Annotated in this window: 13 protein-coding genes; all 13 read right to left on the bottom strand. The window is 44.7% G+C overall.

The features are described from left to right. Window positions 1-2: 2 nt before the first annotated feature. Complete coding sequence (locus GPK81_RS03875; RefSeq protein ID WP_173761634.1) at window positions 3-1,202, bottom strand: NAD(P)/FAD-dependent oxidoreductase; 1,200 nt, start codon at window positions 1,200-1,202, stop codon at window positions 3-5. Beyond that, entirely contained in the window at window positions 1,199-2,473 is a 1,275-nt protein-coding gene (locus GPK81_RS03870) for a methionine gamma-lyase family protein (RefSeq protein ID WP_021977999.1), read from the bottom strand. The genes GPK81_RS03875 and GPK81_RS03870 overlap by 4 nt, the downstream gene beginning before the upstream one ends. Window positions 2,474-2,494: 21 nt before the next feature. Further along, the gene (gene miaA, locus GPK81_RS03865; protein ID WP_148446910.1) at window positions 2,495-3,448 is read right to left on the bottom strand and encodes a tRNA (adenosine(37)-N6)-dimethylallyltransferase MiaA; all 954 of its coding nucleotides are present in this window, start codon (window positions 3,446-3,448) and stop codon (window positions 2,495-2,497) included. Window positions 3,449-3,475: 27 nt separating this feature from the next. Next, window positions 3,476-5,587 carry a DNA mismatch repair endonuclease MutL gene (gene mutL, locus GPK81_RS03860; protein WP_215706575.1) on the bottom strand — a complete coding sequence of 704 codons (2,112 nt, stop codon included), beginning with the start codon at window positions 5,585-5,587 and terminating at the stop codon, window positions 3,476-3,478. A gap of 4 nt (window positions 5,588-5,591) precedes the next feature. Next, window positions 5,592-8,210 (bottom strand): DNA mismatch repair protein MutS, encoded by a 2,619-nt coding sequence (gene mutS, locus GPK81_RS03855; protein ID WP_215706601.1) that lies wholly within the window; start codon window positions 8,208-8,210, stop codon window positions 5,592-5,594. 555 nt (window positions 8,211-8,765) lie between these two features. Beyond that, the gene (locus GPK81_RS18635; protein ID WP_227195108.1) at window positions 8,766-8,915 is read right to left on the bottom strand and encodes a helix-turn-helix domain-containing protein; all 150 of its coding nucleotides are present in this window, start codon (window positions 8,913-8,915) and stop codon (window positions 8,766-8,768) included. A gap of 114 nt (window positions 8,916-9,029) precedes the next feature. Beyond that, entirely contained in the window at window positions 9,030-10,130 is a 1,101-nt protein-coding gene (locus GPK81_RS03845; protein ID WP_215706574.1) for a DUF4179 domain-containing protein, read from the bottom strand. Then, window positions 10,103-10,657: an RNA polymerase sigma factor gene (locus GPK81_RS03840; RefSeq protein WP_118511542.1), complete on the bottom strand. Its 555-nt coding sequence runs from the start codon at window positions 10,655-10,657 to the stop codon at window positions 10,103-10,105. The genes GPK81_RS03845 and GPK81_RS03840 overlap by 28 nt, the downstream gene beginning before the upstream one ends. A 306-nt stretch (window positions 10,658-10,963) precedes the next feature. After that, entirely contained in the window at window positions 10,964-11,221 is a 258-nt protein-coding gene (locus GPK81_RS03835) for an Ig-like domain-containing protein (RefSeq protein ID WP_330627519.1), read from the bottom strand. 115 nt (window positions 11,222-11,336) lie between these two features. After that, window positions 11,337-13,982 carry an ABC transporter permease gene (locus GPK81_RS03830; RefSeq protein ID WP_215706572.1) on the bottom strand — a complete coding sequence of 882 codons (2,646 nt, stop codon included), beginning with the start codon at window positions 13,980-13,982 and terminating at the stop codon, window positions 11,337-11,339. A gap of 15 nt (window positions 13,983-13,997) precedes the next feature. Further along, window positions 13,998-14,669 carry an ABC transporter ATP-binding protein gene (locus tag GPK81_RS03825; protein ID WP_215706571.1) on the bottom strand — a complete coding sequence of 224 codons (672 nt, stop codon included), beginning with the start codon at window positions 14,667-14,669 and terminating at the stop codon, window positions 13,998-14,000. Window positions 14,670-14,804: 135 nt separating this feature from the next. Continuing rightward, the gene (locus tag GPK81_RS03820; RefSeq protein ID WP_215706570.1) at window positions 14,805-15,704 is read right to left on the bottom strand and encodes a sensor histidine kinase; all 900 of its coding nucleotides are present in this window, start codon (window positions 15,702-15,704) and stop codon (window positions 14,805-14,807) included. Further along, window positions 15,697-16,374: a response regulator transcription factor gene (locus GPK81_RS03815; RefSeq protein ID WP_215706569.1), complete on the bottom strand. Its 678-nt coding sequence runs from the start codon at window positions 16,372-16,374 to the stop codon at window positions 15,697-15,699. Before GPK81_RS03815 ends, GPK81_RS03820 begins: the two co-directional genes overlap by 8 nt. Window positions 16,375-16,388: the final 14 nt, after the last annotated feature.

Raw genomic sequence — 16,388 nt, 5'->3', positions numbered from 1 at the left:
TGTTATTCCTCCTTTGCTGCCCAGATACCGGCGGTAGCTCCACTTGACCATGCCCACTGCAGGTTGTATCCACCGCAGGTGCCGTCAATATCAAGGAGTTCTCCGGCAAAATAAAGGCCTTTATGAAGTCTGGATTCCATGGTTTTACTTTGAACTTCAGAAGTATCCACGCCGCCGGAACAAACCTGTGCCTGTTCAAAAGAAAGGCTGTCTTTTACCGGAAGGCGAAAATCATTGATCCCATGGATCAGATCCTTCTGTGCACATAAGACACGGATCAGTTTTTCCGGAAAAAGTCCGATGAGAAGTTCTTTTTCTGTTTTATAAGGGCAGGCTGTTTTTCTCTGTTCCAGGTATTCTTCCAGTTCTTTCTGGTTCAGTTCCGGAAAAAAATTTATGGAAAGCTCTGCGTTTTTGTTTTCGTGAACCGCTCGGATGGCGTAGCGGGAAATCTGAAATACCGGGATCCCGGATACACCGTAATCGGTAAGCTGCAGTTCTCCCTGCTGAGAGGCTGCCGGAATGCCATCTATATAAAGGGTTATCTTACCTTCTGTCCGCACACCACTCCAGCCGGAAAAAGAATTTCCCTTACATTTCAAAGCTGTCAGAGCTGGAAGAGGTTCGATCAGATGATGTCCGAGACTTTCTGCGATTTTGTATCCACTTTCACTGGAACCTGCAACGGAAGAGGCGCGGGAACCGTTTGCAAGAATCACGGCATCACCATTGTAGGTCCATCCGTCAGTATGGATCTTCCACTGTCCGTTTGTGAAAGACACGCCGGTAACAGTCTGATTGGTTTTCAGTTTTACTTTCAGGCTGCGTGCTTTCATGGTAAGAACATCTACCACACTCTGCGCCTGGCTGCTCCGGGGATAGATCCATCCGTCGCGGTCTGTGGTACAGATTCCCAGTTCCTGAAAAAATTCCAGAGTCTTTTCCACAGGAAACTGTGCCAAGGCATCTTTGACAAATTCCGGATGGGATCCCCGGTAAGCGTTTTCATCCTGGTTCAGATTTGTCATATTACAGCGTCCATTTCCTGTAGCACAGATTTTTCTTCCGGGACGGTCATTCTGTTCCAGAACCGTAACCGCTGCTCCGTTTATGGCAGCCTGAATAGCCGCCATAAGGCCGGAAGCACCTGCTCCTACGACAAAGACCTGCTTTTTTAAGTCCTGTCCTTCGGATTTTTTCATAATTTCACAAGTTCCTTATCAACCATATACTGAAGAGATTTCAGGATTCCAAGTTTAGCATGCTCCCAGGTAAGACCACCCTGGAAATAAACAGCATAAGGTGGTTTCATAGGACCATCGGCAGAAAGCTCGATGGAAGAACCCTGGATGAAAGCACCTGCAGCCATGATGACCTGACTGTCATACCCTGGCATATCCCACGGTTCCGGTGTCACAAAACTGTCTACCGGTGCTGCAGCCTGGATACCCTGGCAGAATGCTACAAGACCTTCCGGTGTTCCAAGGGTGACTGCCTGGATGATATCCTGACGTGGTTCTGTGCTGTTCGGTACCACCGGGAAACCAAGTTTTTCGTAAATGTTTGCTGCAAAAACGGCGCCTTTTAAAGCTCCTTTGGTAACCATCGGTGCAAGGAAAAATCCCTGGTACAGAGAACGGTTTACACCAAGGGTTGCCCCCACTTCCATGCCCAGTCCCGGGCAGGTCATACGGTAGGAAGCGTTTTCCACACAGTCTTTTCTTCCGGCGATATATCCGCCGATAGGGGCAAGACCGCCGCCTGGATTTTTGATCAGGGAACCCACCATGATATCTGCACCTACATCACTTGGCTCTATGGTATCTACGAACTCACCGTAGCAGTTATCTACCATGCAGATCACATCCGGTTTGATCTTCTTTACAAAAGCGATCAGCTCACCGATCTGTTTTACAGAGAAGGAAGGACGAGTCTGATAGCCTTTGGAACGCTGAATGGTTACCAGTTTTGTTTTTTCATTGACTGCCTTTTTGATATTTTCGTAATCAAAGGTACCATCCTCAAGAAGGTCTACCTGACGGTATTTTACACCATATTCTGTAAGAGAACCGTTGGACGGACGGATCCCGATGACTTCTTCCAGAGTATCATATGGTTTGCCTACAGGGGAAAGAAGCTCATCGCCCGGGCGTAAGTTTCCAAACAGTGCAATGGCAAGTGCGTGGGTTCCGCAGGTGATCTGCGGGCGGACCAGGCAGGCTTCTGTGTGGAATGTATCCGCATAGACCTGCTCCAGGGTCTCGCGTCCAAGGTCATTGTAGCCATAACCGGAGGAAGCTCCGAAACATGCCTCACTGACACGGTTTTTCTGCATGGCATGGATAACCTTCATCTGGTTATACTCTGCAGTTTTATCAAATTTTTCAAAACGTTCTTTCAGGGAATCTTCTACAGTTTTACCGAAATCGTAAACTGCGGAAGAGATTCCAAGCTGTGCATATAATTCTTTCATGATCATTTTTCCTTTTTTATTTTATTTGGCAGGCAGGATCCCTTTTTCTCTGCATACAGAAAGCATGTAGGAAAGGATCCGGCTGTCATCGTAATCAAAGTTATCTTTATCTACCCAGGTTACCTCGCCTTCTCTTCGGAACCAGGTAAGCTGGCGTTTGGCGAAATGTCTGGTGTCACGTTTCAGGATGCGAACGGCTTCCTCGTAAGGGTATTCTCCGTCCATCCAGTCCAGGATTTCTTTATAGCCCAGTCCCTGCATCGAAACCATTCCTCTGTGGCAGCCCATTTCCCGGAGCTTTTTTACTTCTTCTACAAGCCCGTTTTTCAACATCTCATCCACTCTTGTGTCTATGCGTTCGTAGAGAAGGGGGCGGGGTGCGTTCAGGACAAAGTATGCCAGGGCATAGGGGCTGGTATGTTCTTTCTGCTCTTCATTATGTTCGGAGATCCTGGTACCGTTCTGTTTATAAAATTCCAGGGCGCGTATCACTCGCTTGACATTGTTCTCATGGATGTCCTGGGCTGACTTGGGATCAACCTGTGCAAGCATATCATGAAGAAATGAAGGGCCTTTTTGTTCTACCAGCTCTTCCAGCTCCCTGCGGTAATGGTCATCCTGGTTGGAACTGGTAAAATCAATATCTCTGGTTACGGCCTGAATATAAAATCCCGTGCCGCCTACCAGGATCGGGATCCGGCCTTTATCATAAATTTTTTCCATGGCTTCTTTTGCCATCTGCTGGAAAAGGACAATATTAAAATCTTCTGTGGGCTCCAACACATCCACCAGATGATGAGGGACGCCATCCATTTCTTCCGGTGTGATCTTGGCGGAACCAATATCCATATGGCGGTAAACCTGCATGGAATCTGCGGAGATGATCTCTCCGTTTACTGCTTTTGCAAGGGCAATGGAAAGTTTTGTTTTTCCCACGGCAGTAGGTCCGGTAAGGACGATAAGAGGTTTTTTCATAGATTTTCTCCGTTTATGATAGGTATCTTACACGATACGTTTAAATTTTTTTTCAATCTCTGTCTTACTCATGGCAATGATGGTTGGTCTTCCATGAGGACAGTTATAAGGATTTTCCAGTGTCAGAAGTTCATCGATCAGCTTGTCGGCTTCCTGGGGTGACATGGAATGATTGCCTTTTACAGCAGCTTTGCAGGCCATAGTTGCAAGCCTTGCGGTAAACAGTTCAAATGCATCTTTGGAGCCGTCTGCAGTGAGATGGTCCAGCATTTCCAGAAACAGCTCTTCCTCTGTCATTCCCAGAAGACTGGATGGCACCGCACTGATACTGTACTCTCTTCCCCCAAAAGGTTCGATCTCAAAACCGAAATCCCGAAAATATTTTTCGTTTGCTTTTAACAGGTTTTCTTCCTCAAGGCTGAGTGAAACGATCAGCGGAGGGCTTACGTACTGAGACTGGATGTTCTGAGACTGGAACAGCTTTACGAACCGCTCATAATATACTTTTTCATGGGCCGCATGCTGGTCAATGATATAAAAATTATCTTCGAACTGTACCAGCCAGTAGGTGTCAAACAGCTGTCCGATCAGCCTGTGGCGGCTTCTGGATTCCGGGGCAAGAAGCCGTTCTTCGAAAAGTTCCAGCTGTTTTTGCGTTTTCTGTTCCAGGGATTTGATCGGCTCGCTGTTTATCTCAGGAGATGTCGATTCGGCAGGTTTTTCAGATATCACTTCTGGATCAGCTGTTTCTACAGCGGAAGTCTCTTTTTTTCCGTCCTTCAGTGTGCCGGAAAACATTTCCTCTTCTTCTTTTGTAAAGGGCTGAGATCTATATACGGGATTTTCCCGCAGAGAACCCATATGCCTGTATTTATCTGTAAAAGAATCTGAAGAACTGTGAGCTGTTTCAGCTGAGCCATAGGAGGCTGTACTATTTGTCAACTTATTATAAGGTATCGATGAAACCGGCGATGTACGTACTTCAGAAGCTGTCGGTGCAATATGGGAAGCTATATTCGCCGTCCGGTTCTGGTGTCCGTACATCTCCTGCCGTCTTTTTACCTCGAAAGGTTCCGGAACATTTCCTGGCTTCATCTGCTCGTTGTGAGATGTCGGTTCGTCTTTTCCCACAGATACCTGCGGGATTAGTTCTCTGTGAGTCAGTACCTTACGAACAGTTTCATAGATAGCCGTATAAACTTCGGTTTCTCTGGCAAAACGCACTTCTCTTTTTGCCGGATGTACATTAACGTCCAGGTCATTACCATCCATTTCGATCCGAAGGGAAACAAATGGAAATTTATGCTGCATGACCAGTCCTTTATACCCATCCTCAATAGCCTTGGTAATGATCTTGTTTTTTACATACCGGCCATTGATATAATAATTCTCAAAAGTGCGGTTTCCTCTGGAAATCTCCGGTTTTCCCACAAAGCCTTCGATCTTCATAAAATCATTTTCATAGGAGACTTCCAGAAGTGCTTTGGCGATCTCCCGTCCGTAAACGCTGTAGATCACATCCTTTACGCTGTAATTTCCGGAACTGGAAAGTTTCACCTGACGATTCTGGATATATTTAAAGGAAATTTCCGGATGGGAAAGCGCCAGCTGTTCCATCAGCGTATTGATGTAACCGGCTTCTGTCATGTCGGATTTCAGAAATTTGCTTCTTGCAGGTGTGTTGTAAAAAAGGTTCCGGATCAGGAAGGTGGTTCCCTCCGGTGCGCCCATCTCCTCCAAAGACTGTTCTTTTCCACCTTCGATCACATAGCGGGTACCGCTGATGGCAGAAGGAGTTTTTGTGATCAGTTCTACCTGGGAAACTGCGGCAATACTGGAAAGAGCCTCGCCACGAAAGCCCAGGGAGGCAATATGTGTCAGGTCTTCCACTTTTTCAATCTTGCTTGTAGCATGACGTAGAAAAGCAAGGGGAACCTGTTCTGCTTCCATTCCGGAGCCGTTATCTGTGATACGGATCAGCTTTTTTCCACCATCTGTGATCTCTACTGTGATGGCGGTAGCTCCTGCGTCAATAGCATTTTCCACAAGTTCTTTTACAACAGAAGAAGGCCGCTCCACAACTTCACCTGCTGCGATCTTATCAATGGTATTCTGGTCTAAAACTGCAATTTTTCTCAAGGTATCACCACCGGTTCTTTATTTTGTTCTGCAGATTATAGAGAATATTCAGGGCCTCCATTGGAGTCAGGTTGCCAATCTCCAGGCCTTTGATCTCTTCGATGATATCATTATCCTGCACCGTGTCAAAGAGTGACATCTGTGCCATATCCACCTGATCATAGGTGATCTTCTGCTTCTTTTTCGGAGCAGTCAGGTCTTTTACCGCTGCGGTGATATCTGCGTCACTGAGCTCTTCCACAAGTTCCTTGGCACGCTGGATCACGGAATCCGGAACACCGGCAAGCTTGGCCACCTGGATACCATAACTCTTGTCAGCGCCACCTTTTACGATCTTACGAAGAAATACGATATCGTCACCCTTTTCTTTGACAGCAATACAGTAATTGTTGACACCGGAAAGTTTTCCCTCCAGTTCGGTAAGCTCATGATAATGGGTCGCAAATAAGGTTTTGGCACCGCAGAGCTTGGTATTGCTGATATGTTCGATCACTGCCCAGGCAATGGAGAGGCCGTCAAAAGTACTGGTTCCACGTCCGATCTCATCCAGGATCAGAAGGCTACGGGAAGTGGCATTGCGAAGAATATTGGCAACCTCCGTCATTTCCACCATAAAGGTACTTTGTCCGCTTGCAAGGTCATCAGATGCACCTACACGGGTGAAGATCCGGTCAACCACACCGATGTTTGCACTGTCTGCCGGAACAAAACTTCCAATCTGTGCCATCAGTACGATCAGGGCTGTCTGGCGCATATATGTGGATTTTCCGGCCATGTTTGGTCCTGTGATAATGGAGATCCGTTTTTTGTGGTTGTCAAGATACGTATCGTTTGGAATGAACATATCATTTTCGATCATCTGCTCCACAACCGGATGACGGCCGTTTCGGATATCAATGAGGCCTGTCTCATTGATCTTTGGCCGGACGAAATTATTCCTCTGGGCAACCAGTGCAAGAGAAGCGAAAACATCCAGTGCAGCCACTGCTTTTGCAGTGCGCTGGATACGGACAACTTCCGCTCCAACCTGATCACGGATACTGGAAAACAGTTCAAATTCCAACGCATAAAGCTTATCCTCAGCTCCAAGGATCAGATCTTCCAGATCTTTCAGTTCCTGAGTGATATAACGCTCTGCATTGGTAAGGGTCTGTTTGCGGATATAATCCTCCGGCACAAGATCTTTGAAAGTATTGGTAACTTCCAGAGAATAACCAAATACACGATTGTACTTGATCTTCAGGCTTTTGATACCGGTACGTTCCCTCTCTCTTGCCTCCAGCTCAGAAAGCCATTTCTTTCCATCTGTCCGGGAACGGCGGAATTTATCTACATCTTCATTATATCCTTCCCGGATAATGCCACCGTCTTTCTGGGCAAGAGGCGGATCATCGGTGATAGAGTTCCGGATCAGCGAGGTAATGTCTGTCAGAGGATCCATATCTTCGTTGATCTTAGTAAGCAGTGGAGATTTGAATTCTGCCAGGACCTGTTTTATATAAGGAAGCATTTCCAGAGAAGAGGCAAAAGAAACCAGATCTCTCGGATTAGCGGATTTGTAACTGATACGGCTGATCAGACGTTCCAGATCATAGATCGGGTTTAAATATTCCCGGATCTCATCCCGTTCCATGGGTTTTTCATTCAGTTCTTCCAGAGCACCCAGTCTCTTTTCGATTTCATCTGCATCGATCAGAGGCTGTTCCACATAAGACCGAAGTGTTCTGGCTCCCATAGCTGTTTTGGTCTTGTCCAGTACCCAGAGAAGAGAACCTCTTTTCTGTTTTTCGCGCATGGTTTCCACAAGCTCCAGATTACGACGGCTGGAGCTGTCGATAAGCATGTATTTCTCGGCAGAGTAAGGGCGGATACTTGCCATATGGGAAAGTGCTGTTTTCTGTGTTTCTTTCAGATACAGGAACAGAGCACCGGAAGCGATGATCCCGCTGTCGTAGTCACCAATTCCTAACCCCTCCAGATTTCCCACATGGAAATGTTCTTTTAGAGTTTTCTGACACAGCTGATCGTCAAAGTACCAGGGATCCAGGGCGAATACGCAGATTCCAAGACGTCCTTTCAGATCCTCCACATCCACACCACTTAAAAGAAACGCATCGTTGCAGATGATCTCTGCAGGTGTGAATTTATTGATCTCATCCAGAAGTTTCTGAGGCTTATCCAGCTCTGTAAGAAAGCAGTCACCGGTTGTGATATCTGCAATAGCACAGCCAAAATGATCTCCGATGGAGACAATGGACATCAGATAATTGTTTTTGGATTCGTCCAGTGACATGGCATCCAGTGTGGTTCCCGGTGTGACAATACGAACAACTTCACGTTTTACAAGACCCTTGGCTTTTTTCGGATCTTCTACCTGTTCACAGATGGCAACTTTATAACCTTTTTCTATCAATCGGTTGATATAAGTTTCCGCAGCATGAAAAGGAACGCCACACATGGGCGCTCTCTCTTCCAATCCGCAGTCTTTTCCTGTAAGTGTGATCTCCAGTTCCTTGGATGCAGTCAGCGCATCATCAAAGAACATTTCATAAAAATCGCCCAGACGGTAAAAAAGGATACAGTCGCTGTATTCTTCTTTGGTCTTTACGTATTCTTTCATCATCGGTGATAATGTACTGGTATCAGCCGGAAACCCAGTGTTTATGCGGGTTTCAGATGCCTTATATTCTTTTTTGACCCACTTTTGATCCATTTTTTTCTCTTCTTCAGTGTTTCTTGCTTTTTCCAAATATTTAAACCTCTTCCTAAATTGTCATTTTATCAGTAAAATTAGCTTTCTTTTCCATACTTTTCTTCATAATTTCTTATCGTGGTTGCTTTAAGATTCCGAACCTTATAAAGTTCCATCCATTTCTCATACCATTTTGAAACGGACATACTCGAATCAAAGCCTGGAATACCTGGGAGAACTTCCGCCAAATACATGTTTCTTTGCTTTTTCACCTGCTGAAGATTTGTTCCATAGATAGAAAAAGGCGGTTGCCAGATCCCTTAATTGTGATTCTGGCTTCTTACCGCCCATCTTTTCTTTGTCGGATTCCCTTACCTATTTCTTTTCCTCTTAGATTTTTTCCATAACATTACCATCCTTTTTCTAATAACAATAGATGATCATGCATGGCACTGGACTTAATTTTAACACAACCCCAAAAACCTTTCAAGACTGCCGATCTATCCATTTCTGAAATTTTTTCTTATCAATCAGGGTTCTTCGCCCAATTCGTACCATGAAGGTATTATTCTTCATAAGAGTTCTCATGGTTTTCTCTGAAAGACCTGTGCGTTCACAGGCTTCCTTGACTGATATAAGAATCTTATCGTTATCTGCTGCTTGTATTTTTTATGTATCATATATATTACAGCCAATATCTGAAGGCAGATGATATTGGCTGTTCCTCTCTTCGATAAAATTATTCTTTTGTCATCTGATTTTAATTTCTATTTTTCCTTCCACTTGGCTATATAAATCCAGAGGATCTTCATCACTTTCATAAACACGTCCTTCGCCTTCTCCGTAAGTATCTTCTATTCCAGTTTCATATTTTTTATATGTTGTTCTGTTTTTTTCTTCTTTATTTACATATAATTCTAATGTCACCGTTTTAGCATCTGGCGAAATTCCTTTGTATTTTGTATTATTTCTGCTTTCTTCAAACACAGTCTCTGCGTATCCATAATTTGTCATTCTATAAAGCCCCTGATTTCCTTTATCGTCGGTTCCTATTAAATAATAATCTTCATATTCTTTATTATCCAAATTTCCATAAATTGTACTTGCCAAATCGTTTAAGCTCATTTTTGAAATCGTCAGATTTTGATTTGGAGATATCTTTATTTTTTTATTCACATTTACATTTATGGTATTCTTCTCCAGTTCTACCCAATTTGATGAAAATTCAAAAATATAGTCATCCGTATCTTCTGTATCTGCAGTATCCATTTCTGTTGGATCAAATAACCATACTTTCATTTTTATATCTGCTGTATTGTCTTTAATAGTTGTATCTTCCAGCCTATAATGACAAACCTGACCATCTGTTCCGTTCTCCTTTTTCTCCAGAGCATATGTTCCATCTAACTGTGCCGCTTTTCCATTTATCTCCACTTCTGTTAGTAGAATAGTATCCTTTTCTTTTGAATCATTTATATTGTCAGATATTGCCACCCATAAATTCTCCTTATCAGCAGCAATTTCATCTAACGTAATAGAAATTCCATTTTTAGTAATCGTTTTTCCAACACTATCTATATATGATTCTACATTTTCATTAATCCCCAATGCCGTTTGAATCCACGAAGTAATCTGTTCCCAGGCCGCCTTTATCTCATTCGGATGTCCCAATCCTCCTAACAATAATGCTATTACAACTCCTGCTGCAATCTTTGCTAATTTTAATTTCAAATTAACATTTCGCTTTTTCCATGGCAGGGAAGCTTCGTAAACAAATTTTTCATCTATTTCTCCCATCAGATCCAAAAAATTGTTTTCTTTTTTCATATGATTTCTTTCACCTCTTCCCATAATTTGTTTCTGCTTCGAAAAAGACTGGATTTAATTTTAGTCTCAGAGCATCCATGTCTTTTTGCAATGTCTTTAATATTATCCATATACCAATATCGCCTGACAAAAATATCCCTGTCCCCTGCTTTTAAATCACTTAAAAATTTTTCTAAAATATTCAAAATTTCCTTTTTCTTTATATCCTCTTCCACATAATCCTTTATTGTATTTTCCAGTTTTTCCACTTCACCACAAATATCCATCATATGTGTATCTGCTCTTTTTGAAGCATTTTTCTTTCTGAAATTGTCCAATGCCAAATTTCTGGTTATTTTTCCAAGAAATGCAGATAATTTTGTTGGCGTTTTGGGCGGAATCTTATTCCACGTTATCAGCCACGTATCATTTACGCATTCTTCTGAATCTTCTGTGTTATATAAAATATTCCATGCAATCTTAAAGCAAAATTTTTCGTACTTTACTTCTACCTGGCGAATTGCATCTTCTGATCTTTCTAAAAATAAATTTATAATATGTATATCTTCCATATCACATTTCTCCCCTGTATATTAGTGTTTTTATGCAGATAGGTTATTTGCAGTGTGCCATATTAATGTTTTCTATTATATAGAACGTATTTTTTTCTGTTTGGTTGCACTTTTTTTCTATTTTTATAATTTTTTTTGTTACCATGCTTCCATTATCACTATAACATATTATCTAAACATTCTTCTCTCTTGGTCAACTATTAATATCGTAATCTACTTCTGCAAATAAAACTACATGCAAAAAATGAAAAAAGGAGCTGCCATTCCATGTGTATTCATGAAAGGCAGCTCCTGCTTAAATCATTTTTATTTAACAACTACTTTTACTTTTTTACGGATCTTTCCAGATTTCACTGTGATATAGGCTGTTCCCTTTTTCTTTCCGGTGATCACACCACTGGAACTTACCGTTGTGATCTTCTTATTTGAAGAACTGTAGGTAACCTTCTCCTGGGAAGTGATCGGGCCGATGACCGGTTTCAGCGTAAGTTTTTTATTTCTTGCAACGGTCACGCTTGATTTCAGTCCGGTGATCTTTGTTGTTCTTACTGTTGTTTTTTGCACAGTAACGGAAATGACCTGTTTCTTGCCGCTGGCCAGTGTAATGGTCACTTTGATTATTATTTGAATTCCAGCCCTCAGCCTTTTCATTGACAGAGGGCTAATTTTGGCTTAACAATTATTGAGCATCCCTTAACTGATCTACAATGCTGCATTTCGCTGCATTATCATACATCATGCAGGGAATCAGCCACCCAAGCAGAAGAAATACCGGAATTGTCAGCAGGACAGGCAGAACGGTGAACCGATACTCAAAGAACCAGAACATACTGCCCAGCATTTTCCCCGCAAGAGGTCCCACCGCCAGTGAAAGCACAAAGGCCACCGATACGGAAGACATTGCGTAAAACAACCCCTCGTAGATCAGCATGGTTTTGAGCTGTCGGGGCGTCATTCCTACAGCCTGAAGCACCGCAAATTCCCGGCGGCGGGAAAGAATACCGGTCATCATGGCGTTGAAGAAATTTAAGAGTCCCACCAGCCCAATGATAGCACAGAGGATACCACCGATCAGAAGGAACATCTGCCGGAACTGAGCAAACTCAGAGCGAACCGTGGCTTTGCTTTCATACATCAAGGGCGAAAACTCACCGGCCGTGAGCTTTGACAGATATTGCTCTGCTTCGGCCTCGTCAGCTTCGTCCGCTGTGTCGAACAGGTAGAGCATCGGAACGACTGCACCACCGCTGTCCCTCTGTGCGGTGTCCACAGGCAAAACTGCGTTATATCCAATACCACCATAACGATAACCCATGGAGTTCGGAAGTTCTACCAAGGCGCAGACCGTGTACTCTACATCTCTGGCCCCATACAATTTTGCCTGAAGGTACTCCTCCGGTGTGTCTTCGTTGCACAGTTCCCCGGTGCGGCTGTCGATATATTTCACATCATCCGCATAGGTAGCCGTGATCGTGTCTCCCACCTTGGGGTAGTATTCAGGATTGGGCAGATTGCCGTAATCATCCAAAGAAACCGCAATGGCAATGGCGTTATTGTCCGGCTCCAGCATAGGAGAAATATCTCCGTCGAACACTTGCAGCTTGTCAAACAGACTGTTATCCAGAGCCTCGATTCTGGTATCTCCCATCACCATATTGCCCCGGTGCTCCATGCGGCTCATATGGCTGTCCAAATGCTCGACGCTTTCGTACCTTGCATAGTCCTGCCGCAGAGCATCTTCCGTCATCCACAGGTATGCATTTTTTCGCACAGCATATCCCGTGCCGGAAAGACTGGCCTTTGTGTTTGCTGCGATCACCTCGATCTGTTCTGGCGTGATGAATTCATCTGCCGGGTTGTAACGGAAATAGTCGGGAGTGCTGACGATAAAATCGGCGCAGGTCATGGAGGATACATACTTCTCCATGCTGAAGCCTCCCACAAAGGCACACAGCGCATTGAACAGTGTCACTGACAGTGCCAGAGACACCACCACCAGCACCGTCTTTTTCTTGTTTCGTTCCAGATTGGCAAAGGACATCTGATGGAGCTTGGCTCCCCGGGTGCTGCGCTGTTTTTTCTTAGTCTGTATCGCATCCGTATATTTGGTAGCCTCTACCGGAGAGACCCTGGCTGCCATTTTTCCGGGCTTGGAACAGGACAAAAGCACCGTCAACAGGGCAAACAGCATGGAACCAAGGAAGATCACAGGCGAAGTGCTGATGGTGGTGATGCCTGCATCCAACTGGGTGGAGCGCAAGACAACAGGTACCAGAACAGCGCCGATGCCGTAGCCCAGCAACAGTCCTGCCGGAATGCCGATCAGACAAAGCAGAAGTGCCTGCTGGCGAATGATACGTTTGAGCTGCCGGGGCGTTGTGCCAATGGTTTTCAGAAGTCCGTAAAACCGGATATCCCCTGCAACAGAGATCTGAAAAATGTTATAGATGATAAGATACCCCGTGAAAATCACCAGCAGCAAAAACGCTGCTATGGCGATCATCAGCTCTGGATCGAGCTGTGACTCCAGCTGGGATGAGGTATATCCCCAGTTGACGCCGATCCGGACGCTGTTGGGATCGGTATAGCTGTCCCATGTGTAGCCAAGATCGGTATCCACCTGCTCCATCTGCCCTTGAATATTTGTGCTGGAGGCCAGCATGACATTCAAATCGGTGCGGAAAGGCTGTAACCCTGTTTTCACTGCCTGCGCTTCGATGTCATCTGCGTAATCACGGCTGATGTTGATGTAGTGAACAGGCATTAGTTCATCATATTCCCAATAGCCCACCAGCGTAAAGGTATCTGTTACAGTAAAGGCGGTTTGATCCTTGTCCGTGATGGAATAGGAAACCGTGACCTCGGCGCCCAGCTCCGGCGTTACGCCAAGCAGCTGCAACGCTGCCGTATCCATGGCTACTTCTTTACCGCTTTCGGGCATCCGCCCGGTAGTAGGGGTGGCATAGCTCCATTTGGTGCAGTTGGCATCCATGTAGCTGATCTCTGCAGGCGTTTTGGAAAAGACGCCATCCACAGTGATGCCGATCACCTTCCGTGCCCCCGCAGCCTTCACCTTTGGATGAGCAGCGATACGTTCCGCCTGCTCGGGGGAAACATCTTTAAAGGTACCGTGTGCATAGCCACCTACCTGCCGAAACTGGTAGGTTTCATAACTGGCGTTCAACGACAAGACAATGGTGAACATGGAAGTAAATAGTAGCGTTGTCAGCGCAATGGCAAAAATGGCGATCAGATTGCGGCGGCGGTTCGCATAAAGGGATTTTAAGCTGAGCTTTCGAATACATTTTCTGTTTTTGACATTCATCGTAGCCACCTCCCGTTAGTTCTGGGAGACGATCCGACCATCTTCGATACGGATAATGCGGTCTGCCATCTGCGCAATTTCTTCGTTGTGGGTGATCATCACGATGGTCTGGGCAAATTTTTGACTGCTCACCTTCAGCAGACTCAGAACATCCTGACTGGTTTTGGAATCCAGATTGCCGGTGGGTTCATCTGCCAGAATGATAGCGGGTGCCGCTGCCAGCGCACGGGCAATGGCTACTCGCTGCTGTTGACCGCCTGAGAGCTGATTGGGCAGCGCATCCAGACGGTCGTTCAGTCCAAGCGTCTGCACGATCTGCTGCACAAAAGCCTTGTTTACCTTTCCGCCATCCAGTTCAGTGGGTAGAATGATATTTTCATATACATTCAGCACCGGAACAAGATTGTAGCTCTGAAATACAAAACCGATTTTTCTGCGGCGGAAAATAGTCAGAGCTTCCTCCTTCAGGGAGAAAATATCCTGTCCGTCCACCATGACCGTGCCGCTTGTAGGGCGATCCAGCCCGCCCAGCATATGCAACAGCGTGGATTTTCCGGATCCGGATGTGCCGACAATTGCAACAAACTCTCCCTTCTTCACACTTAAATCAACTCCATCCAACGCATGAACTGCGTTATTGCCGGAGCCATAAATCTTTTTCAGGTCTTTTGCCTGTAAAACCTCCATAAACGAGTACCTCCATGAAAAAATCTGTATGTATGAAAGGAAATGATCCTTTGATACATACAGATTATCGCATAGGATTCTTTCCACATTCTTTCCGGCAGAAAATGAAATCTAACAGTTTTGATAGAATTGTTGTTATTTCGGCAGAAATATGGAAAACGTACTCCCTTTTCCCGGAACGGAAGCAACCTTGATATAACCACCCTCGCCGGATATAATCTGTCGGGCAAGGTATAAGCCAATGCCAACCCCTTCTTGTTCCTGAACAGCATTTGAACGATAAAAACGGGAAAATATCTTTGCCTGCTCGTTTTCCGGGATACCTGAACCGGTATCCGATATATTGATCCTTGTAAACATTTCGTAACTTACGGTAGAAATCGTGATTGTTCCATGCTCCGTATATTTGATGGCATTGTCTACAATATTAGCCAGTGCTTCCGCTGTCCATTTGAAGTCAAATGTAGCGGAAATATCTGTATCGTACAGATATATGGATAATCCTTTTCCAGAAGCCTTGGCGGCATATTGTTCTACTACGCTTTCAAGCAGCGGCTGAAGTGATGCTTGCTGAGGGGAAAGTGAAATGATCCCATTTTCCAGTCTGGAAAGTTTTACGAGAGAATCAATCAGAAATCGTAGCTTTTCCGATTGTTTGTACAGTGCTTCCACGTTTTCCTTTGCCGATGCAGGCAGAGTTTCCTCCATCAAAAGCTCGCTGTATAACAGCAGGTTTGCAATCGGCGTTTTCGTCTGGTGGGAAATGTCCGCAATCAAGGATTTGATTTTGTCTTTTTCCTGTGCCATATTTCGAGAAGATGCTTCTGCGGCAGAAAGATAGTGTGCAAACTTTGTTTCCAAAGCAGACAGCTGGCTTTCATCAAAAGTGATTTCAGAAAAAGAACCGGTCATGGCAACGTCCAGCATCCTTTCGATTTCTTCCATCGTTTTTCTGACCTTTCTCCGCTCCCATAATACAACAGCTGCCGCCGCCAGAAAACACAGCAGTATGATCACGATGCCGCTTTTATTCATCTTTTGTCACCCAGCTATAACCGATTCCATAGACGGTTTTAATGTATTTCTGTGCCCCAAGCTTATCCCTCAGACGCTTGATCGTAACAGACAAAGCATTTTCATCCACATATTCTGCGCCATCTGTCCAGATCTTGTCTATAAGGTTTCCACGCGTCATGGTCTGACCGCGGTTTTCAACAAGAAGACGCAGTAATTTTTGCTCTGTTTTACTTAATTCCACTTTTGAATCTCCCACATAAAAGGTCATTGCTTCAAAGTCAAAGTGAAATAGATCAATATGGATCGGTGCATTTTTATGGCTTGACGCTTGCTTTCGCAGTTGGGTATTCACTCTTGCCCGCAAAACCGAAAGAGAAAAGGGCTTGGTAATGTAATCATCAGCGCCCCTCTCCAGTCCGTCCACGATGTCCAGATCGGTATCATTGGCAGTCAGCAGAATAACAGGAATCCCGGGTGTGTTTTCCTTGACCTCCTGTAGCAATTCAAGCCCACTGCCATCCGGCAGATTGATATCCAACAGGATCAGGGATACACCGCCGCAAAGCAGCTGCTCCTTCGCCGTTTTCAGGTCTTGGCAGGAAATGATCTTCCGATCATCTACTTTCAGTGCTTTGCATAAACCTTGATTCAAACCAATATCATCTTCAACAATCAATAATTGCTCCATATATCTCACTCCCT

It is taken from the genome of Blautia sp. MCC283, assembly GCF_018785565.1.
In the GTDB taxonomy this organism is placed as follows: Bacteria; Bacillota; Clostridia; order Lachnospirales; family Lachnospiraceae; genus Blautia_A.
The sequence above is the reverse complement of the archived record's forward strand: the minus strand, read 5'-3'. Positions and strand labels throughout refer to the sequence as shown.

What these genes read in the sequence shown, in the direction of transcription:
- GPK81_RS03875 (WP_173761634.1), bottom strand. Translation starts at nt 1,202, where the DNA reads ATGAAAAAATCCGAAGGACAGGACTTAAAAAAGCAGGTCTTTGTCGTA.
- GPK81_RS03870 (WP_021977999.1), bottom strand. Translation starts at nt 2,473, where the DNA reads ATGAAAGAATTATATGCACAGCTTGGAATCTCTTCCGCAGTTTACGAT.
- miaA (WP_148446910.1), bottom strand. Translation starts at nt 3,448, where the DNA reads ATGAAAAAACCTCTTATCGTCCTTACCGGACCTACTGCCGTGGGAAAA.
- mutS (WP_215706601.1), bottom strand. Translation starts at nt 8,210, where the DNA reads ATGATGAAAGAATACGTAAAGACCAAAGAAGAATACAGCGACTGTATC.
- GPK81_RS03845 (WP_215706574.1), bottom strand. Translation starts at nt 10,130, where the DNA reads ATGGGAAGAGGTGAAAGAAATCATATGAAAAAAGAAAACAATTTTTTG.
- GPK81_RS03840 (WP_118511542.1), bottom strand. Translation starts at nt 10,657, where the DNA reads ATGGAAGATATACATATTATAAATTTATTTTTAGAAAGATCAGAAGAT.
- GPK81_RS03830 (WP_215706572.1), bottom strand. Translation starts at nt 13,982, where the DNA reads ATGAATGTCAAAAACAGAAAATGTATTCGAAAGCTCAGCTTAAAATCC.
- GPK81_RS03825 (WP_215706571.1), bottom strand. Translation starts at nt 14,669, where the DNA reads ATGGAGGTTTTACAGGCAAAAGACCTGAAAAAGATTTATGGCTCCGGC.
- GPK81_RS03820 (WP_215706570.1), bottom strand. Translation starts at nt 15,704, where the DNA reads ATGAATAAAAGCGGCATCGTGATCATACTGCTGTGTTTTCTGGCGGCG.
- GPK81_RS03815 (WP_215706569.1), bottom strand. Translation starts at nt 16,374, where the DNA reads ATGGAGCAATTATTGATTGTTGAAGATGATATTGGTTTGAATCAAGGT.